General features: G+C 44.9%; 16 protein-coding genes and 1 other annotated feature. All 16 genes read left to right on the top strand.

Going from position 1 to position 15,635, the window contains the following annotated elements:
- Positions 1 to 210 precede the first annotated feature (210 nt).
- The 16 genes from ABWW58_RS16760 (at position 211) to rplK (ending at position 15,610) form a co-directional block, all read left to right on the top strand.
- Positions 211 to 669 (top strand): CtsR family transcriptional regulator, encoded by a 459-nt coding sequence (locus tag ABWW58_RS16760; protein WP_093674053.1) that lies wholly within the window; start codon positions 211 to 213, stop codon positions 667 to 669.
- A 352-nt stretch (positions 670 to 1,021) separates the two neighbouring features.
- The gene (gene clpC / locus ABWW58_RS16755; RefSeq protein ID WP_353870193.1) at positions 1,022 to 3,472 is read left to right on the top strand and encodes an ATP-dependent protease ATP-binding subunit ClpC; all 2,451 of its coding nucleotides are present in this window, start codon (positions 1,022 to 1,024) and stop codon (positions 3,470 to 3,472) included.
- A gap of 122 nt (positions 3,473 to 3,594) precedes the next feature.
- Positions 3,595 to 5,004 (top strand): DNA repair protein RadA, encoded by a 1,410-nt coding sequence (gene radA / locus ABWW58_RS16750; protein ID WP_353870192.1) that lies wholly within the window; start codon positions 3,595 to 3,597, stop codon positions 5,002 to 5,004.
- Positions 5,005 to 5,119: 115 nt separating this feature from the next.
- A complete protein-coding gene (locus tag ABWW58_RS16745; protein WP_353870191.1) occupies positions 5,120 to 6,226 on the top strand; it encodes a PIN/TRAM domain-containing protein in 1,107 nt (368 codons plus the stop codon).
- 42 nt (positions 6,227 to 6,268) lie between these two features.
- A complete protein-coding gene (gene ispD, locus ABWW58_RS16740; protein ID WP_353870190.1) occupies positions 6,269 to 6,958 on the top strand; it encodes a 2-C-methyl-D-erythritol 4-phosphate cytidylyltransferase in 690 nt (229 codons plus the stop codon).
- Between the two features lie 3 nt (positions 6,959 to 6,961).
- The gene (ispF, locus tag ABWW58_RS16735) at positions 6,962 to 7,444 is read left to right on the top strand and encodes a 2-C-methyl-D-erythritol 2,4-cyclodiphosphate synthase (protein ID WP_353870189.1); all 483 of its coding nucleotides are present in this window, start codon (positions 6,962 to 6,964) and stop codon (positions 7,442 to 7,444) included.
- A 120-nt stretch (positions 7,445 to 7,564) separates the two neighbouring features.
- Positions 7,565 to 9,046, top strand: coding sequence for a glutamate--tRNA ligase (gltX, locus tag ABWW58_RS16730; RefSeq protein ID WP_353870188.1), 1,482 nt, complete (start codon positions 7,565 to 7,567; stop codon positions 9,044 to 9,046).
- Between the two features lie 64 nt (positions 9,047 to 9,110).
- Positions 9,111 to 9,328 (top strand) — a binding site (T-box leader).
- A gap of 102 nt (positions 9,329 to 9,430) precedes the next feature.
- Entirely contained in the window at positions 9,431 to 10,078 is a 648-nt protein-coding gene (gene epsC / locus ABWW58_RS16725) for a serine O-acetyltransferase EpsC (protein WP_445783449.1), read from the top strand.
- Between the two features lie 5 nt (positions 10,079 to 10,083).
- The gene (gene cysS, locus ABWW58_RS16720) at positions 10,084 to 11,484 is read left to right on the top strand and encodes a cysteine--tRNA ligase (protein WP_353870186.1); all 1,401 of its coding nucleotides are present in this window, start codon (positions 10,084 to 10,086) and stop codon (positions 11,482 to 11,484) included.
- The gene (locus ABWW58_RS16715; protein WP_093674071.1) at positions 11,481 to 11,903 is read left to right on the top strand and encodes a Mini-ribonuclease 3; all 423 of its coding nucleotides are present in this window, start codon (positions 11,481 to 11,483) and stop codon (positions 11,901 to 11,903) included. Before cysS ends, ABWW58_RS16715 begins: the two co-directional genes overlap by 4 nt.
- Positions 11,903 to 12,640, top strand: a complete 738-nt coding sequence (gene rlmB, locus ABWW58_RS16710) for a 23S rRNA (guanosine(2251)-2'-O)-methyltransferase RlmB (RefSeq protein WP_093674073.1) — start codon at positions 11,903 to 11,905, stop codon at positions 12,638 to 12,640. The genes ABWW58_RS16715 and rlmB overlap by 1 nt, the downstream gene beginning before the upstream one ends.
- A 6-nt stretch (positions 12,641 to 12,646) precedes the next feature.
- A complete protein-coding gene (locus tag ABWW58_RS16705) occupies positions 12,647 to 13,156 on the top strand; it encodes an NYN domain-containing protein (RefSeq protein ID WP_353870185.1) in 510 nt (169 codons plus the stop codon).
- 76 nt (positions 13,157 to 13,232) lie between these two features.
- Positions 13,233 to 13,880 (top strand): RNA polymerase sporulation sigma factor SigH, encoded by a 648-nt coding sequence (sigH, locus tag ABWW58_RS16700; protein WP_353870184.1) that lies wholly within the window; start codon positions 13,233 to 13,235, stop codon positions 13,878 to 13,880.
- Positions 13,881 to 14,192: 312 nt separating this feature from the next.
- On the top strand, positions 14,193 to 14,390 hold the full coding sequence (gene secE, locus ABWW58_RS16695) for a preprotein translocase subunit SecE (RefSeq protein ID WP_353870183.1): 198 nt from the start codon (positions 14,193 to 14,195) through the stop codon (positions 14,388 to 14,390).
- A gap of 56 nt (positions 14,391 to 14,446) precedes the next feature.
- A complete protein-coding gene (nusG, locus tag ABWW58_RS16690; RefSeq protein WP_093674081.1) occupies positions 14,447 to 14,983 on the top strand; it encodes a transcription termination/antitermination protein NusG in 537 nt (178 codons plus the stop codon).
- Positions 14,984 to 15,184: 201 nt separating this feature from the next.
- On the top strand, positions 15,185 to 15,610 hold the full coding sequence (gene rplK / locus ABWW58_RS16685; RefSeq protein ID WP_093674083.1) for a 50S ribosomal protein L11: 426 nt from the start codon (positions 15,185 to 15,187) through the stop codon (positions 15,608 to 15,610).
- Positions 15,611 to 15,635 lie beyond the last annotated feature (25 nt).

Here is a 15,635-nt window from a genome sequence, read left to right as displayed (position 1 = left end):
TTAATCGATAGTTCAAATCGACTGAGCGTTTGTCGATTATAAACAGTGTTTTTGATCATTGATCAAGAACACTGTTTTTTTGTGGTACAGAAAACATCTTGAAATCCCCTTTTTGGTGAGCGTCAATTAAGCCGGTTGATTATTTAATTAAAATCGTTCATAATGAGTTTATAGTCAAAGTTAGTCAAAGTCAGGGAGAGAGGTGCCCCGATGAGAAATATTTCAGATATTATTGAGAAATATATAAAAGAGATTCTTGATTCCAGCGATATTATTAAACTTAAGCGAAGTGAATTAGCCGAGAAATTTCAATGCGTTCCTTCACAGATTAATTATGTTTTGAAGACACGATTCTCAATTGAGCGAGGATATGTGGTAGAGAGCAAGCGCGGCGGAGGCGGCTACATTCAAGTGATCAAAGTTCGTCCGGTCACCGATGCCGAACTCATTGATGAAATGATCGGGTTAATTGGTTATAAGGTCACGCAGAACATGGCGGAGTCCATTATTATTCATTTGCTTGAAGAGGATGTGATCAGTGACAGGGAAGCACGATTGATGCTAACGGTTATTGACCATACTGTTCTTGACATAGATATCCCTTTAAGAGATGAACTGCGCGCGAATCTTATGAGAGCGATGCTGCAATCACTCACATACAGCAGATAGAGTGGACGATGCCGATTGCGCATTTCGATACGATCTTGAAGTCCTCATCTTGGTAAATGCCTGCTTGATCGGATATAATAAGATATTAAATCTAGCTTGGATCTTTGAGATGAGGCATCGGCTTTAAATATCTTAATACCTGTTCAAAGAGGATTTGAAAAACTTATGCCGAATATAATTAATATTGATGGCATCTGATAGTTAGCAAGCAGGTATTGAGGTTTTGGAAAACAGGTGGAGGATGATCAAAAAAACCGCTAGTTGAATAGTGTACAGGTAAAAGGTTTTTTTGAAGTACTATAAATTGATTAAGGCCAGTGAATAGAGACAGCAACTAAAGGAGGCCACTATTATGATGTTTGGACGATTTACAGAACGTGCTCAGAAGGTACTCGCACTTTCTCAAGAAGAAGCGATGCGTCTCGGGCATAATAATATCGGAACAGAACATATTCTGCTCGGCCTCGTGCGTGAAGGTGACGGTATTGCTGCCAAGGCGCTGCTTGCTTTAAATCTGGATCCTGAAAAAATCCAAAAAGAAGTAGAAGCTCTGATTGGTCGTGGCAGTGAAGATGTACAAACGCCTCACTATACACCGCGTGCGAAACGCGTGATTGAACTCTCGATGGATGAAGCGAGAAAAATTGGGCACTCTTACGTGGGTACTGAGCATATTTTACTTGGACTTATCCGCGAAGGAGAGGGCGTTGCAGCTCGTGTTCTTAATAATCTTGGCGTCAGCCTGAATAAGGCGCGTCAACAAGTACTGCAGCTTCTTGGAAGCCATGAGGCAACATCTGGGAATGCTCAAGGCCGAAATTCCGCACATGCGAGCACACCGACACTGGACAGCTTGGCACGCGACTTGACAGCGATGGCAAGTGAGGGTTCGCTTGATCCGGTCATCGGACGAAGCAAAGAAATCGAACGTGTTATAGAAGTGCTCAGCCGTCGAACAAAGAATAATCCTGTTCTGATAGGCGAACCAGGTGTTGGTAAAACGGCGGTTGCCGAGGGCCTCGCACAAGAAATCGTGAATAACGAAGTACCTGAAATTCTTAGGGAAAAGCGTGTTATGACTTTGGATATGGGTACGGTTGTTGCAGGAACAAAGTATCGAGGCGAATTTGAGGATCGACTGAAGAAGGTTATGGACGAAATCCGCCAGGCAGGCAATGTCATTCTGTTCATTGACGAACTGCACACATTGATTGGAGCAGGGGGCGCTGAAGGTGCTATTGATGCTTCTAACATCTTAAAGCCGTCGCTGTCACGCGGTGAACTGCAATGTATCGGCGCAACAACTCTGGATGAATATCGTAAATATATTGAAAAAGATGCTGCTTTAGAAAGACGGTTCCAGCCTATTAAAGTTAAAGAACCAACGACAGAACAGTCAGTACAGATTTTAAAAGGGTTGCGTGACCGCTATGAAGCTCACCACAGGGTTAAAATTACCGATGAGGCGATTAGCGAAGCGGTACGTCTGTCAGATCGCTACATTTCCGACCGTTTTCTTCCGGATAAGGCGATTGATTTAATCGACGAGGCGGCTTCCAAAGTCCGGCTGCGCTCTTATACGGCTCCGCCAAATCTTAAGGAGCTTGAGCAGAGACTGGAAACAGTCAAAAAAGAAAAAGATGCGGCGGTACAAAGCCAAGAATTCGAGAAGGCCGCGTCGCTTCGTGATCATGAACAAAAATTAAAAGAACAAGTCGATATATGCAAGAAAGAATGGAAAGAAAAACAAGGCAAAGAAAATACACAGGTACTTCCGGATGATGTAGCGCTCGTCGTTGCGAACTGGACGGGTGTACCGGTTATTAAGCTTGAACAGAAAGAAAGCGCACGGCTGCTGAACATGGAATCCATCCTTCATGAGCGTGTTATTGGTCAAAATGAAGCGATTAATGCCATATCGCATGCCATACGAAGAGCACGTGCCGGGTTGAAAGATCCTAAACGACCGATCGGCTCCTTTATTTTCCTAGGGCCAACCGGTGTCGGAAAAACCGAACTTGCACGAGCAGTCGCAGAGACATTGTTTGGTGATGAAGAATCAATCATTCGAATTGATATGTCGGAGTATATGGAGAAGCACACCACTTCTCGTTTGGTAGGGTCGCCTCCAGGCTATGTCGGTCACGAAGAAGGCGGGCAATTGACTGAAAAAGTCCGTCAAAAGCCTTATTCAGTGATTCTGTTTGATGAAATTGAAAAAGCACACCCTGATGTCTTTAACATTTTACTTCAGGTGCTTGATGACGGGAGATTAACCGACTCAAAGGGAAGAACTGTAGATTTTCGCAATACGGCGATCATCATGACGTCGAACGTTGGCGCAAGTCAGTTAAAGAAGAATAAGTATGTGGGCTTCTCAGTAGGTGAAGAGGGACATGAATATAAGGCAATGAAGGAAAAGGTAATGGGCGAATTAAAACGAGCGTTTCGTCCGGAGTTTCTTAACCGAATTGACGAGATCATTGTCTTCCACGAACTGAAGAAAGAGCAGCTGATGGAGATTGTGACTCTGCTGGCGAACCAATTGAAAAATCGTTTATCAAACCAGGGCATTGTCATTGAACTGACGGATGCGGCAAAAGCGCAGATCGTTGAGGAAGGCTACGATCCTGAGTATGGTGCCAGACCGCTTCGCCGCGCTCTGCAAAGACGGGTGGAAGATAAGTTATCTGAGGAGCTGCTTAAAGGGAACATCAAGAAGGGTACAAATGTCGTCATTGATTACAGCGACGGTGAGTACACGGTGAATCAGACGGAAGCAGAAGCCGTCTTGAAATCTTGATTTTTAAGCATTAAAACGATTTGTGATGATTTTAAAGAAGCCAAAGTTTTTTTTAAGCCTTGGCTTCTTTACTTATTTAGAAGCAGCACCATCTATAAATCTACAATTGGGTAGGTGATCGAATGGCAAAACTGAAAACAGTATTTCTCTGTCAAGAATGTGGTTATGAAAGTCCGAAATGGATGGGACGCTGTCCGGGTTGCCAAAACTGGAACACATTAGTTGAAGAGACGGTTCGTCCGCCTTCATCTGTTCTAGGTCAATCCAAAGGTCTTGTGAGCAAGCCGTCGCGGCTGACAGATGTTGTTCTGGAAGAAGAACCGCGGATTAAGACGGGAATGGTTGAACTCAATCGCGTGCTTGGCGGTGGTGTGGTTCCCGCCTCACTGACACTCGTTGGCGGTGACCCGGGGATCGGCAAATCAACGCTGCTGCTCCAGACCTCCGATCAGCTCGCGCGTGCAGGGCATAATGTGCTCTATATATCCGGCGAAGAATCAGTACGGCAAACGAAGATGAGAGCGACACGTCTAGGTGTTACGTCGGAAGCCCTTTATGTGCTTGCCGAAACCGATATTCGTCAAATTGAAAATCATATAGAAAGTGTTCATCCGGAAATTATGGTGATCGATTCAATCCAGACGATCTACAATTCGGATCTTTCTTCCGCCCCCGGAAGTATCTCTCAGGTTAAGGAATGTACCGCATATCTCTTGCGCCTCGCCAAGCAGCAAGGAATCGCCATTTTTATTGTCGGGCATGTCACAAAAAACGGCGCCCTAGCAGGACCAAGGACACTTGAGCATATGGTAGATACTGTATTATATTTTGAAGGAGAACGTCATCATACATTTCGTATTCTTAGGGCGGTTAAAAACCGCTTTGGTTCTACGAATGAAATGGGTGTGTTTGAAATGAAGGAGGGGGGACTTGTCGAGGTCGCAAATCCTTCGGAAATTTTTCTTCAGGAACGTGCTAAAGGAGCGGCGGGTTCAGCGGTAACAGCATCTATTGAAGGCACACGCCCGCTTTTGGTTGAGGTTCAGGCGTTGGTGACACCTACTAGTTTTGGGAATGCGCGACGAATGGCGGCAGGCGTAGATAATCACCGTGTGTCGTTGCTCATGGCTGTCTTGGAAAAACGGGTAGGACTTTTACTGCAAAATCAGGATGCTTATGTAAATGTCGCCGGAGGAGTGAAACTGGATGAACCAGCAGTCGATCTTGCCGTTGCAATGAGCATCGCATCCAGTTTTAATGACTGTCCGACTCAAGTGGCTGATGCGTTTATCGGTGAAGTGGGTTTGACGGGGGAAGTTAGACGTGTCTCCCGAATCGAGCAGCGCGTGAATGAAGCATCCAAGCTTGGCTTTACACGGATTTTTGTACCCTCGAAAAATTTAGGCGGTTGGTCGCCTCCCGATGGCGTATCATTAATTGGTGTCGAATCGCTTTCTCAGGCGATTCGACTGGCACTCGGATCTAAAAAGGAAACGATGCCTTCAACTGACTTTTTTCCTTCCGAAATCTAAAAAAGCCGAATTTAGAAGGAATTAATGAATGAAATAATGGAAAAGGAACAAAATGGCAAAAAGGAAGTTTTGATTTTGGCATTTTGTCTATAATGTTTGAAGGAGGTGATTGGAAATGATAAAACGGGTTATCCAGCTATTCTTTGTTTTAATCGGTGGAACGCTAGGTTTTGTCTATATACCAAAAATAATAGTTCTATTGAATCTAGGAAGTGGAGTTCCGGGATGGATCAGTTCGCCGTTTGTCGGCATGGCGATTGGCGCTGTAATCATGGCATTTTTATCCTTTTGGTTTGTGGACTCATTAGTGAACTTAATTAAAACCTTTGAGGATCGAATAATTAAGGCGCCTGTGACAGATGTTTTGTTTGGTACGGTAGGGCTTGGGCTTGGACTGATGATCGCATTCTTGATCCAGTTGCCATTCACACGCTTGCCGTATACTGGTATCAGCACAATTCTTTCGATTTTTCTCTATATCTTCTTAGGTTATTTCTTTTTTCAAGTCGGTTTTAAAAAACGAGATGAACTGATCAGCTTATTTCGGCTGCCGTCCAAATCAAAGGATAGGAAAAAGGAAGCAGCATCCGATATTTCCCAGGCAACGGACTACATTCCGCACAAAATTTTTGACACCAGCGTGATCATTGACGGGCGAATCGCCGATATTTGTCAAACCCGGTTTCTTGAAGGGACGATGGTTATTCCGCATTTTGTTCTTGAAGAACTGCAGCACATTGCTGATTCATCTGACGTTCTGAAACGAAATCGAGGGCGCCGAGGTTTGGATATCTTGAATAAGATTCAGAAAGACCACTCGATTCATGTGGATCTTTATGAAGGGGATTATGACGACATTACCGAAGTGGACAGCAAACTGGTTCGGCTTGCAAAGGAAATCGGCGGTATTGTTGTGACCAATGATTTTAATTTGAATAAAGTTTGTGAATTTCAAAAAGTACCTGTTTTAAACATTAATGATTTGGCAAACGCTGTGAAACCGGTGGTTCTTCCGGGTGAAGAATTGCGTGTTCAGGTGATAAAAGACGGTAAAGAGCAAAATCAAGGTGTCGGCTATCTTGACGATGGGACGATGATTGTGGTAGAAGAAGGACATAGGTATATAGGCAAGACGATTGACGTCATCATTACTAGTGTTTTGCAGACATCTGCAGGCCGAATGATCTTTGCTAAGCCTAAATTGCTTGAGAAGGCGCTGTGATTAAATAAGCAGGCAGTCTTCTGAATGCGGGGGCAATATCAGATGGACTATCAAGTAGTTGTTCTTGCCGCGGGTCAAGGCAGGCGGATGGGGGCCGGGGAAAATAAAGTACTGCTCGATTTAGCAGGCGCCCCGGTCATTGTCCATACACTGAGTGTTTTTGAAACAGATCCGTCGTGCAAGGGGATTGTTCTTGTCACTCGGGGGGATGAGCAAGATCAATTCCACGAGTTGATTGACAAGTACCGAATAACAAAAGTGCGGACATTTGCTAAGGGCGGCAACGAACGCCAGGAGAGTGTTCGCTTGGGACTGGAAGCGGTAAAAATGGCTCCTGATGCTATCGTGCTGATTCATGACGGAGCGCGTCCGTTCATCACTCATGAGGGCATTACCAGAGTAGCAAAAGCCGCTGCAAAATATGGGGCCTCACTATTAGCCGTTCCAGTTAAGGACACGATCAAACGAGCGACAGGTTTAAAAGTAGAGAGAACATTAGAGCGAAAAAGCTTGTGGGCGGCCCAAACCCCACAGGCTTTTCGATTGTCCGTAATCCAAGAGGCACATCAGAAAAGCGTGGAAACACAGTTCATGGGTACAGATGATGTGTCATTGGTTGAGCGGCTTGAGATGCCGGTTCAGATTGTTGAAGGAAGCTATCGTAATATCAAACTGACAACCCCTGAAGATCTGGTCATCGCTCAACTTTTTATCGAGAGAGAGGAGGGGTAGCTAATGAGAATTGGTCATGGCTTTGACGTTCACGAGTTTGCCGAGAATCGTGACTTGATCATTGGTGGTGTAACGATTCCCTATGAATTAGGATTGGTCGGACATTCGGACGCAGACGTGCTGCTTCACGCGATTAGTGACGCGTTGCTGGGCGCTGTCGCGGAAGGGGACATCGGCAAGCACTTTCCGGATACGGATGAAACCTATAAAGATGCGGATTCCAAGAAGCTGCTTGAAGAGGTTGTTGCCATCATCCGTACCAAGGGTTTTGAGATCAGCAATGTCGACAGTGTTGTCATTGCCCAAAAGCCGAAGCTTGCGCCATATATTTCGGAAATGTGCCGTGTGATTGCGGAAATCCTGAATATAGAGGTAGGACAAGTTAATGTGAAGGCGACGACAACTGAGAAACTCGGTTTTACAGGGCGTGGCGAGGGAATTGCCGCAGAAGCCATTTGCCTGTTGGAGAAGACAGAGAGAAAATGAACTGCGAGCAAAGCAGCTTTGGCAATAGATTCAAGTTCTGCAAATTTTAACGTATTTAGTGAACAACCTTTTCGTAGAACGTGTTAAAATAAAAAAGAATAACAGAAAGTGGTGAATGCGTTGACAGAAGAAGTCAGGGTACGCTATGCGCCGAGTCCGACAGGTTTCCTGCACATCGGGAACGCGCGTACCGCAATTTTTAACTATCTATTTGCTCGTCACGCCGGCGGCAAATTCATTATCCGTATTGAGGACACCGATCAGAAACGTAATGTTGAAGGCGGAGAAGAAAGCCAGCTGACATTTTTGAAATGGCTCGGTCTTGAATGGGACGAGAGTGTTGATGTCGGCGGTGAATATGGTCCATATCGTCAAATGGAACGTCTGGATATTTATAAGAAGTATTGGAAAGAACTTTTGGACAAGGGTCTCGCTTATAAATGCTACTGCACGCCTGAGGAACTTAAAGCAGAACGTGAAGAACAGATGGCAAGTGGCCATACACCTGGATATTCAGGAAAATGTCGGCATTTGTCCGAAGAACAAATCGCTCACTACGAAGCCGAGGGGCGCAAACCGACAATACGTTTCCGCATTCCTGGCGATCAGAAAATTGAATTTGACGATATTGTTAAAGGTCATGTGACTTTTGACTCGAATGCCGTCAGTGATTTTGTGATCGTCAAGCAGAATGGCGTTCCGACGTATAATTTTGCTGTTGTGATCGATGATCATTTGATGAAGATGACTCATGTTCTTCGCGGGGAGGAACATATTTCAAATACACCAAAACAAATCCTCATGTTCCGTGCTTTTGGATGGGAGCCGCCGACGTTTGGTCATATGACTTTGATCGTCAACGAAAACCATAAAAAGCTGAGCAAGCGGGATAACAGTATTGTTCAGTTCATTGAGCAGTACAAGAATATGGGCTTTCTTCCTGAAGCACTGTTTAACTTCATTACGCTGCTTGGATGGTCGCCAAAAGGAGAAGAAGAAATCTTCTCCCGCGACGAATTTATCAAACTCTTTGACGCTGATCGGTTGAGCAAATCGCCTGCGATGTTTGATAAATCGAAGCTTGAATGGATGAACGGACAATATATTAAGAAAATGTCTAAAGAAGACTACGTTCAGATGACGCTTCCTTTTATGGTTAACGCTGGACTTATCCCGGCTGAAATGACCGATGAGCAGCGTGATTGGGCGACGCGTGTTGTGCTCTTGTATCAAGAACAACTACACTTTGGCGCGGATATTGTCAATTTATGCGATATGTTCTTTAATAAGGACGTTGTGAAGACCGATCTGACGAAGGATGAGCAGAAAATTCTTGAAGGCGAACAAGTGAAGGACGTTCTTTCTGTGTTCGATCGTGAATTAAGGGCTCTGACAGAATGGACAGCAGAAGCGATTGCCCCTAAAATAAAGGTTACCCAAAAGGAAACAAAACAGCGCGGTTGGAAGCTGTATATGCCGATACGCGTGATCGCGACGGGCTCAGCCCATGGACCGGAGCTCCCTGAGGCGCTGGAGTTGCTCGGAAGAGATCTTGTTTTGAAAAGATTGGAAAATTACCTTTCAACGGAACAGACCGTCTAATTTGTACAGGTGGCTATGCGGTACTGACTGAGTAGATTTTTTTGAGAACGCGCATAATGTGTAGTAGAAAACGATGAAGAGGTTGAGTAAGTATTTGTGTCTCCCATAGCAGAGAGAACGGTCGTTAGGCTGAAAACCGTTTGGGAAGCAAATGACCGAATTGCCCCTCTGAGTTGATCGCTGAACGGAGATCAGTAGGCGAAAACGGTAGCCGCCGTTATCGGCGTATGAGTGGAGAATTTTCTCAAGCAAAGTGGAACCGCGTCAAAAGGCGTCTTTGTGTCAGTCGACACAAAGACGCCTTTTTGAACAACAATGACATAGGCTTGTCGTTTACTTAAAGCAGAATGTCGAAAATGAAGGAGGCGGAGTTCTGTGAACGGCATTATTGCAGAGGATCTGAACAACGTGTTTGATCAAGATCCTGCAGCAAGAAGCAAGTGGGAAGTAATTATGACGTATTCTGGATTGCATGCGATCTGGTCGCATCGAGTCGCCCACTGGTTATGGAAGAAAAAGCGCTATTTTCTCGCTCGAGCTTTGTCACAATGTTCCCGTTTTTTCACAGGGATTGAAATACATCCGGGTGCTACGATTGGCAGACGCTTCTTTATGGATCACGGAATGGGTATTGTCATTGGTGAAACCTGTGAAATTGGTAATGATGTGACGCTCTTTCAGGGAGTGACTCTTGGTGGTACCGGCAAAGAAAAAGGGAAAAGACATCCGACCGTGGGCAACGATGTGTTGATCTCGGCGGGAGCGAAGGTGCTTGGCTCAATCACTATTGGAGATCATTCCAAAATTGGTGCCGGCTCAGTAGTTCTGCATGATGTCCCGCCGGATTCGACAGTTGTCGGTGTCCCTGGTCGCGTCGTGAGACAGAATGGAATAAGAGTGCACCATCATGATCTGAATCATGCAGACCTTCCGGATCCGGTCGCTGAAAAAATGCAGCAATTGGAGCGGGAAATTAACGCTTTGCACGTGAAAATACAGGAATTAAATACGTTACAAAAAGAAAAGGAGTGAACGAAATGACGTTAAAAGTGTATAACACGCTTACGAGAAAAAAGGAACCGTTTCATCCCATTGAAGAGAAAAAGGTTCGAATGTATGTGTGCGGACCTACAGTTTATAATTATATCCATATTGGAAACGCGCGGCCTGCGGTCGTTTTCGACACGGTTCGCAGGTATTTTGAATATCGCGGGTATATAGTGAAGTATGTGTCAAACTTTACTGATGTCGATGACCGCTTAATCAATGCTTCGAAAGAACGCCACATCTCGGTACCTGAAATCGCTGATCAGTTTATTAAAGCGTACAAAGAAGATACTGGGGCGCTTAATGTTAAGACGGCAACAGTGCACCCGAGAGCGACGGAAACAATGCCGGAAATCATTACATTTATCAGCAAATTGGTGGACAGCGGGTACGCCTATGCGTCCCATGGTGATGTGTATTTCAGAACGCGAAAATTTAAAGAATACGGGAAACTGTCCCATCAGTCCATTGATGATCTAAAGTCGGGAGCTCGTATCGATATCGGTGAAAGCAAAGAGGATCCATTGGATTTTGCCTTGTGGAAAGCAGCAAAACCAGGTGAAATTAAATGGGCGAGTCCATGGGGCGATGGACGACCAGGCTGGCATATTGAGTGCTCGGCGATGGTCGAAAAGTATTTAGGCGACACTATCGACATTCACGCCGGTGGGACAGATTTGGCATTTCCGCATCATGAGAATGAGATTGCGCAGTCCGAAGCGCTGCACCATAAGACAATGGCCCATTACTGGCTCCATAATGGGCACATTCAGATAAATCATGAGAAGATGTCTAAATCAATCGGCAATGTGATTCTTGTTCACGATCTGATTAAAAAGTTTGATCCGCAAGTGGTCCGCTTTTTCATTTTGTCGGTTCAGTATCGGCACCCGATTAATTTCAGTGATGCACTATTGAACGATGCAGTGCAAGCTTTTGGCCGATTAGCGACAACGCATTATAACTTGAATCATCGATTGAGCCAAATGGCGCATTCTGCTGAATTTAACGAAGCTCTTGTCGAAAATTATCGGAAACCATTTGTCGAAGCGATGGACGATGATTTTAATACGGCCAATGCGATCGCAGTACTTTTTGACATCGCGCGTGACGCCAATATTGCACTTCAAAATGAAAATGCCTTAGAAAAAGACCTTGGTGCCTATGTGAAGGCTTTGACCGAACTGTCAGGCGTGCTCGGTTTGAAACTTGCAGACGATACGGACAGTATATTGGATACCGAGGTAGATGCTCTGATCAAGAAACGCGAAACGGCGAGACAGAACAAAGACTTTGCTGTTGCCGACAGCATTCGCGATGAATTGAAAAATGCCGGCATTATTTTGGAAGACACGCCGCAGGGTGTACGCTGGAAAAGAGGACAGGAATGAGAATAAGTGGAACCAAAACCGATCCTAACCTGCTGAACAGCCTTGCGCTCGCCTATATGGGAGATGCGGTGATTGAGGTCTATGTGCGCCAAGCGATTATCTCTATGTCCGGTGTAACGAAACCTCATGCGCTCCATGTTCAGGCGGTAGACTATGTATCCGCAAAATCGCAATCCAGATTTCTTCATGAATTGATGGATGAAGAGTTTCTGACTGAAGATGAGCTGACTATTGTCAGACGCGGACGCAACGCGAAATCTCATTCAGTACCAAGGAACACCGATGTTCAAACGTATAATTTTAGTACCGGATTTGAAGCGTTAATTGGCGCGTTATTTTTTAATGACGAGCAAGAACGGATTGACGAGATTATGGAAAAAATGTTTGTTAACCATCCGGTCGAAGGGAGCGGTCATTAATGAGTGATGAATGGATCGTCGGACGGCATCCCGTTTCAGAAGCCATCAGATCGGGAAGAGAAATAAATAAAGTTTGGCTGAATAAAGAAGGCAGAGGCCTAGGCGATTTGTTGGATCTAATTAAATCCAATGGTATCTCCGTTCAGTTTGTACCCAAACAGAAACTGGATCAACTGTCTAAATCCGCGCAGCATCAAGGAGTGGTGGCTTCCATAGCCGCCTATCGCTATGCGGAGTTGGACGACCTGTTCGCGCTTGCGGAAAGTCGAGGCGAACAACCATTTTTCATGATGTTGGATAATATTGAGGATCCGCATAATTTAGGGTCAATTTTAAGAACTGCGGATGCGTCAGGCTGTCACGGAGTGATTATTCCGAAACGACATTCTGTCGGATTGACTTCGGTAGTCGCTAAGGCATCAACGGGCGCGATTGAATATGTCCCTGTCGCGCGTGTGTCTAATCTGGCAAGTACCATGGATGTTTTGAAGAAGAGAGGTATCTGGTTTGCCGGTACCGCGGCGGATGGCAGTGAGGACTATCGCTCAGCGGATTTTTCGATACCTATCTGCCTCGTTATTGGTAATGAGGGTGCCGGTATCTCCCAACTTGTGCGCAAGAAGTGCGATTTTCTGATCAGCCTGCCGATGCGGGGCAAGGTAACATCTTTGAATGCCTCGGTAGCCGCTAGTCTATTGATGTATGAGGTGCTCAGGCACCGTGAGAAGCAAGGGTGACGTGCGATGAACGATATTCTGATTGTCGACGGCTACAATGTCATAGGGGCTTGGACCGAGCTGAAGGAACTTCAAAAAAATGACTTCGAAAGTGCTCGAAATTTGCTGATTGATAAGTTATCGGAGTATCAGGCAGTCACCGGCTGGCGCGTGATTTTAATTTTCGACGCCTATCTGATTCCCGGCAAGGAGACGAAGACGAAGAAGTCAAAAATTGAAGTCATCTATACCAAAAAAAGCGAGAAAGCGGATCAGAAAATCGAAGGACTGATTAAAAAACTGCAAAATGTTAAGACACGAATCCACGTTGCAACATCGGACATGGCGGAACAATGGGCGGTTTTTTCTCAAGGTGCTCTGAGAAAGCCTTCTCGCGAATTGATTGAAGAAATCGGCAAGATTGAACGTGAAATCAAGAAAAGCACGACAAATGAACGAGCACCGTCGTCCATCACAAAAATTTATCTTGATGAAGCGATACGAGAAAAATTGGAACAGATGCGGAGAGGTTTTTGAATATTCTTGACGATTTAAAAAATTGTAATGTATAATATTCTAACAAAAGGCATCCTAGTGCTCGGGGGGATTAAAGATGATTGGTAATCCGGTTAAGGCAAACGCTGCATTTGTTTCACTAGATGACACAGAATTATTGAAAGCGGTTCATGAAGGAAATAACCAAGCCCTGGAGTATCTCATTTTTAAATATAAGAATTTTGTGCGCGCCAAAGCAAAAGCTTATTTTCTTGTTGGAGCGGATCGCGAAGACATCATTCAGGAAGGGATGATCGGACTTTTTAAAGCGATCCGAGACTACCGGGGAGACAAGTTGGCCTCGTTTAAGGCATTCGCGGAGTTGTGCATTACCCGTCAGATGATTACTGCCGTCAAGACGGCGACCCGTCAAAAACACATTCCGCTTAACTCGTACGTGTCACTCGATAAACCGATCTATGACGAAGAATCAGAACGGACATTGATGGATGTGGTATGCGAAGCGCAATCAAACAACCCCGAGCAAATGCTGATCAGCCGCGAGGAATACGATGACATTGAAGAGAAGCTCTCGCGCGTTTTAAGTGATTTAGAGCGCAAGGTGCTTAGGCAGTATCTTGACGGCAGGACGTATCAGGAAATCTCTGTTGACTTAAAGCGGCATGTCAAATCAATTGACAATGCGTTACAGCGTGTAAAACGAAAACTGGAACATAGCATGCATCTGGAAGAATTCAGCATATGATCAACTGAGCGCGTGATTCGTGTATTATTGACAAGCTGCAGAGCTTTGTGATAAATTGTATCTAGTATATGATGAACAACAAGAAAGGCGGATTAGCGCCTTTCTTTCTTTTACTTGCAGAAAAATGCAGCGACCATCTCCGATTAGACAATGATCTGGAGTGAGACTGCATGTCCCAGACCCGCAACGCAACTAATTATTCAGAAGATGACCGGGGACATGAGATGCAGGTTGAATCCCATAAATCGTGTTGGAATTGCAAGACATATACGAATAGACACTGAACTAATCTGATTAGCGGAGGTAACACCTATGGCGGGCATTATCAAGGGAACCGGAAAATTTTTCCGAGACATTGTTACTGAATCAAAAAAAGTCACTTGGCCAACACGTAAAGAACTAGTGAGGTACACGGTAACTGTAATTGTGACCGTTGTCTTTTTGGCGCTCTTTTTCGTTGTTATTGATCTGGGAATCTCCCAGCTTCTGCGTGTGATTACAAATCAATGATTGTTTTCCCGTGCTAATTGGTAACGGACAAGGCGATCATTTGGAGGAAAAACGATATGGAGAAGAACTGGTATGTTGTTCACACATACTCGGGTTACGAAAACAAAGTAAAAACAAACCTTGAGAAAAGGGTTGAATCCATGGGTATGGCGGATAAGATTTTCCGTATTCTTGTGCCTATGGAAGAAGAAACAGAGATTAAGAATGGTCAAAAGAAAACAGCCATGAAGAAAGTGTTTCCTGGCTACGTGCTAACGGAAATGGTGATGACCGATGATTCTTGGTATGTTGTGCGCAATACACCGGGAGTTACAGGTTTTGTCGGATCAACAGGTTCCGGTTCTAAGCCAATTCCGCTTCTGCAAGAAGAAGTTGACTCAATTCTTAAACAAATGGGTCTTAAAGAGCGAGTCAGCGATCTTACCTTCGAACTTAAAGAGCAGGTCAAAGTTAAAGAAGGACCGTTTGCCGACTTTATTGGAAGCGTTGAGAGCATTGATGAAGAGAAAGCCAAACTGAAAGTGCATGTGAATATGTTCGGACGTGAAACGCCGCTTGAACTCGACTTTAATCAAGTTAAAAAGCTCGACTAAGGGTCCTAATTTAGGAATGGTCGCAAAAAGTTGTTTGATCAAACCTTGCAATTTGCGTTTGCCGATTGTATAATCTTGATGTTTGTATGATTTTATCCGATCTCACCATCGCAAGTCACACGAAGTGCAAGAAGCCATAGAGGTAATGTAGGAGTGGGAGGGGAAAACCCGTACCACAAATTGTTGTAGGGAGGTGCTCTCATGGCAAAGAAAGTAATCAAGCTAGTTAAACTGCAGATTCCAGCAGGTAAAGCAAATCCGGCTCCGCCAGTTGGTCCGGCATTGGGCCAGGCGGGCGTTAACATTATGGGCTTTTGTAAAGAATTTAACGCCCAGACATCTGATCAGGCAGGTCTGATTATTCCGGTTGTTATTTCTGTTTATGAAGACCGTTCATTTACGTTTATTACCAAAACACCGCCAGCCGCTGTTCTACTTAAGAAAGAAGCTGGTATTCAATCCGGTTCAGGCACGCCGAACACGAAAAAGGTTGCGACAATTAAACGCGACAAGGTCCGCGCGATTGCCGAAATGAAGATGCCTGATCTGAATGCGGCAAATGTTGAATCCGCGATGCGTATGGTTGAAGGAACCGCGCGCAGCATGGGTATCGTTGTCGAAGACTGATCGGTTACAGGGCGAATAAAACAGC

The sequence above is a fragment of the Sporolactobacillus caesalpiniae genome (genome assembly GCF_040513385.1).
In the GTDB taxonomy this organism is placed as follows: Bacteria; Bacillota; Bacilli; order Bacillales; family Sporolactobacillaceae; genus Sporolactobacillus.
Note: the sequence above shows the minus strand (reverse complement) of the source record. Positions and strands in the feature narration are given on the sequence as shown.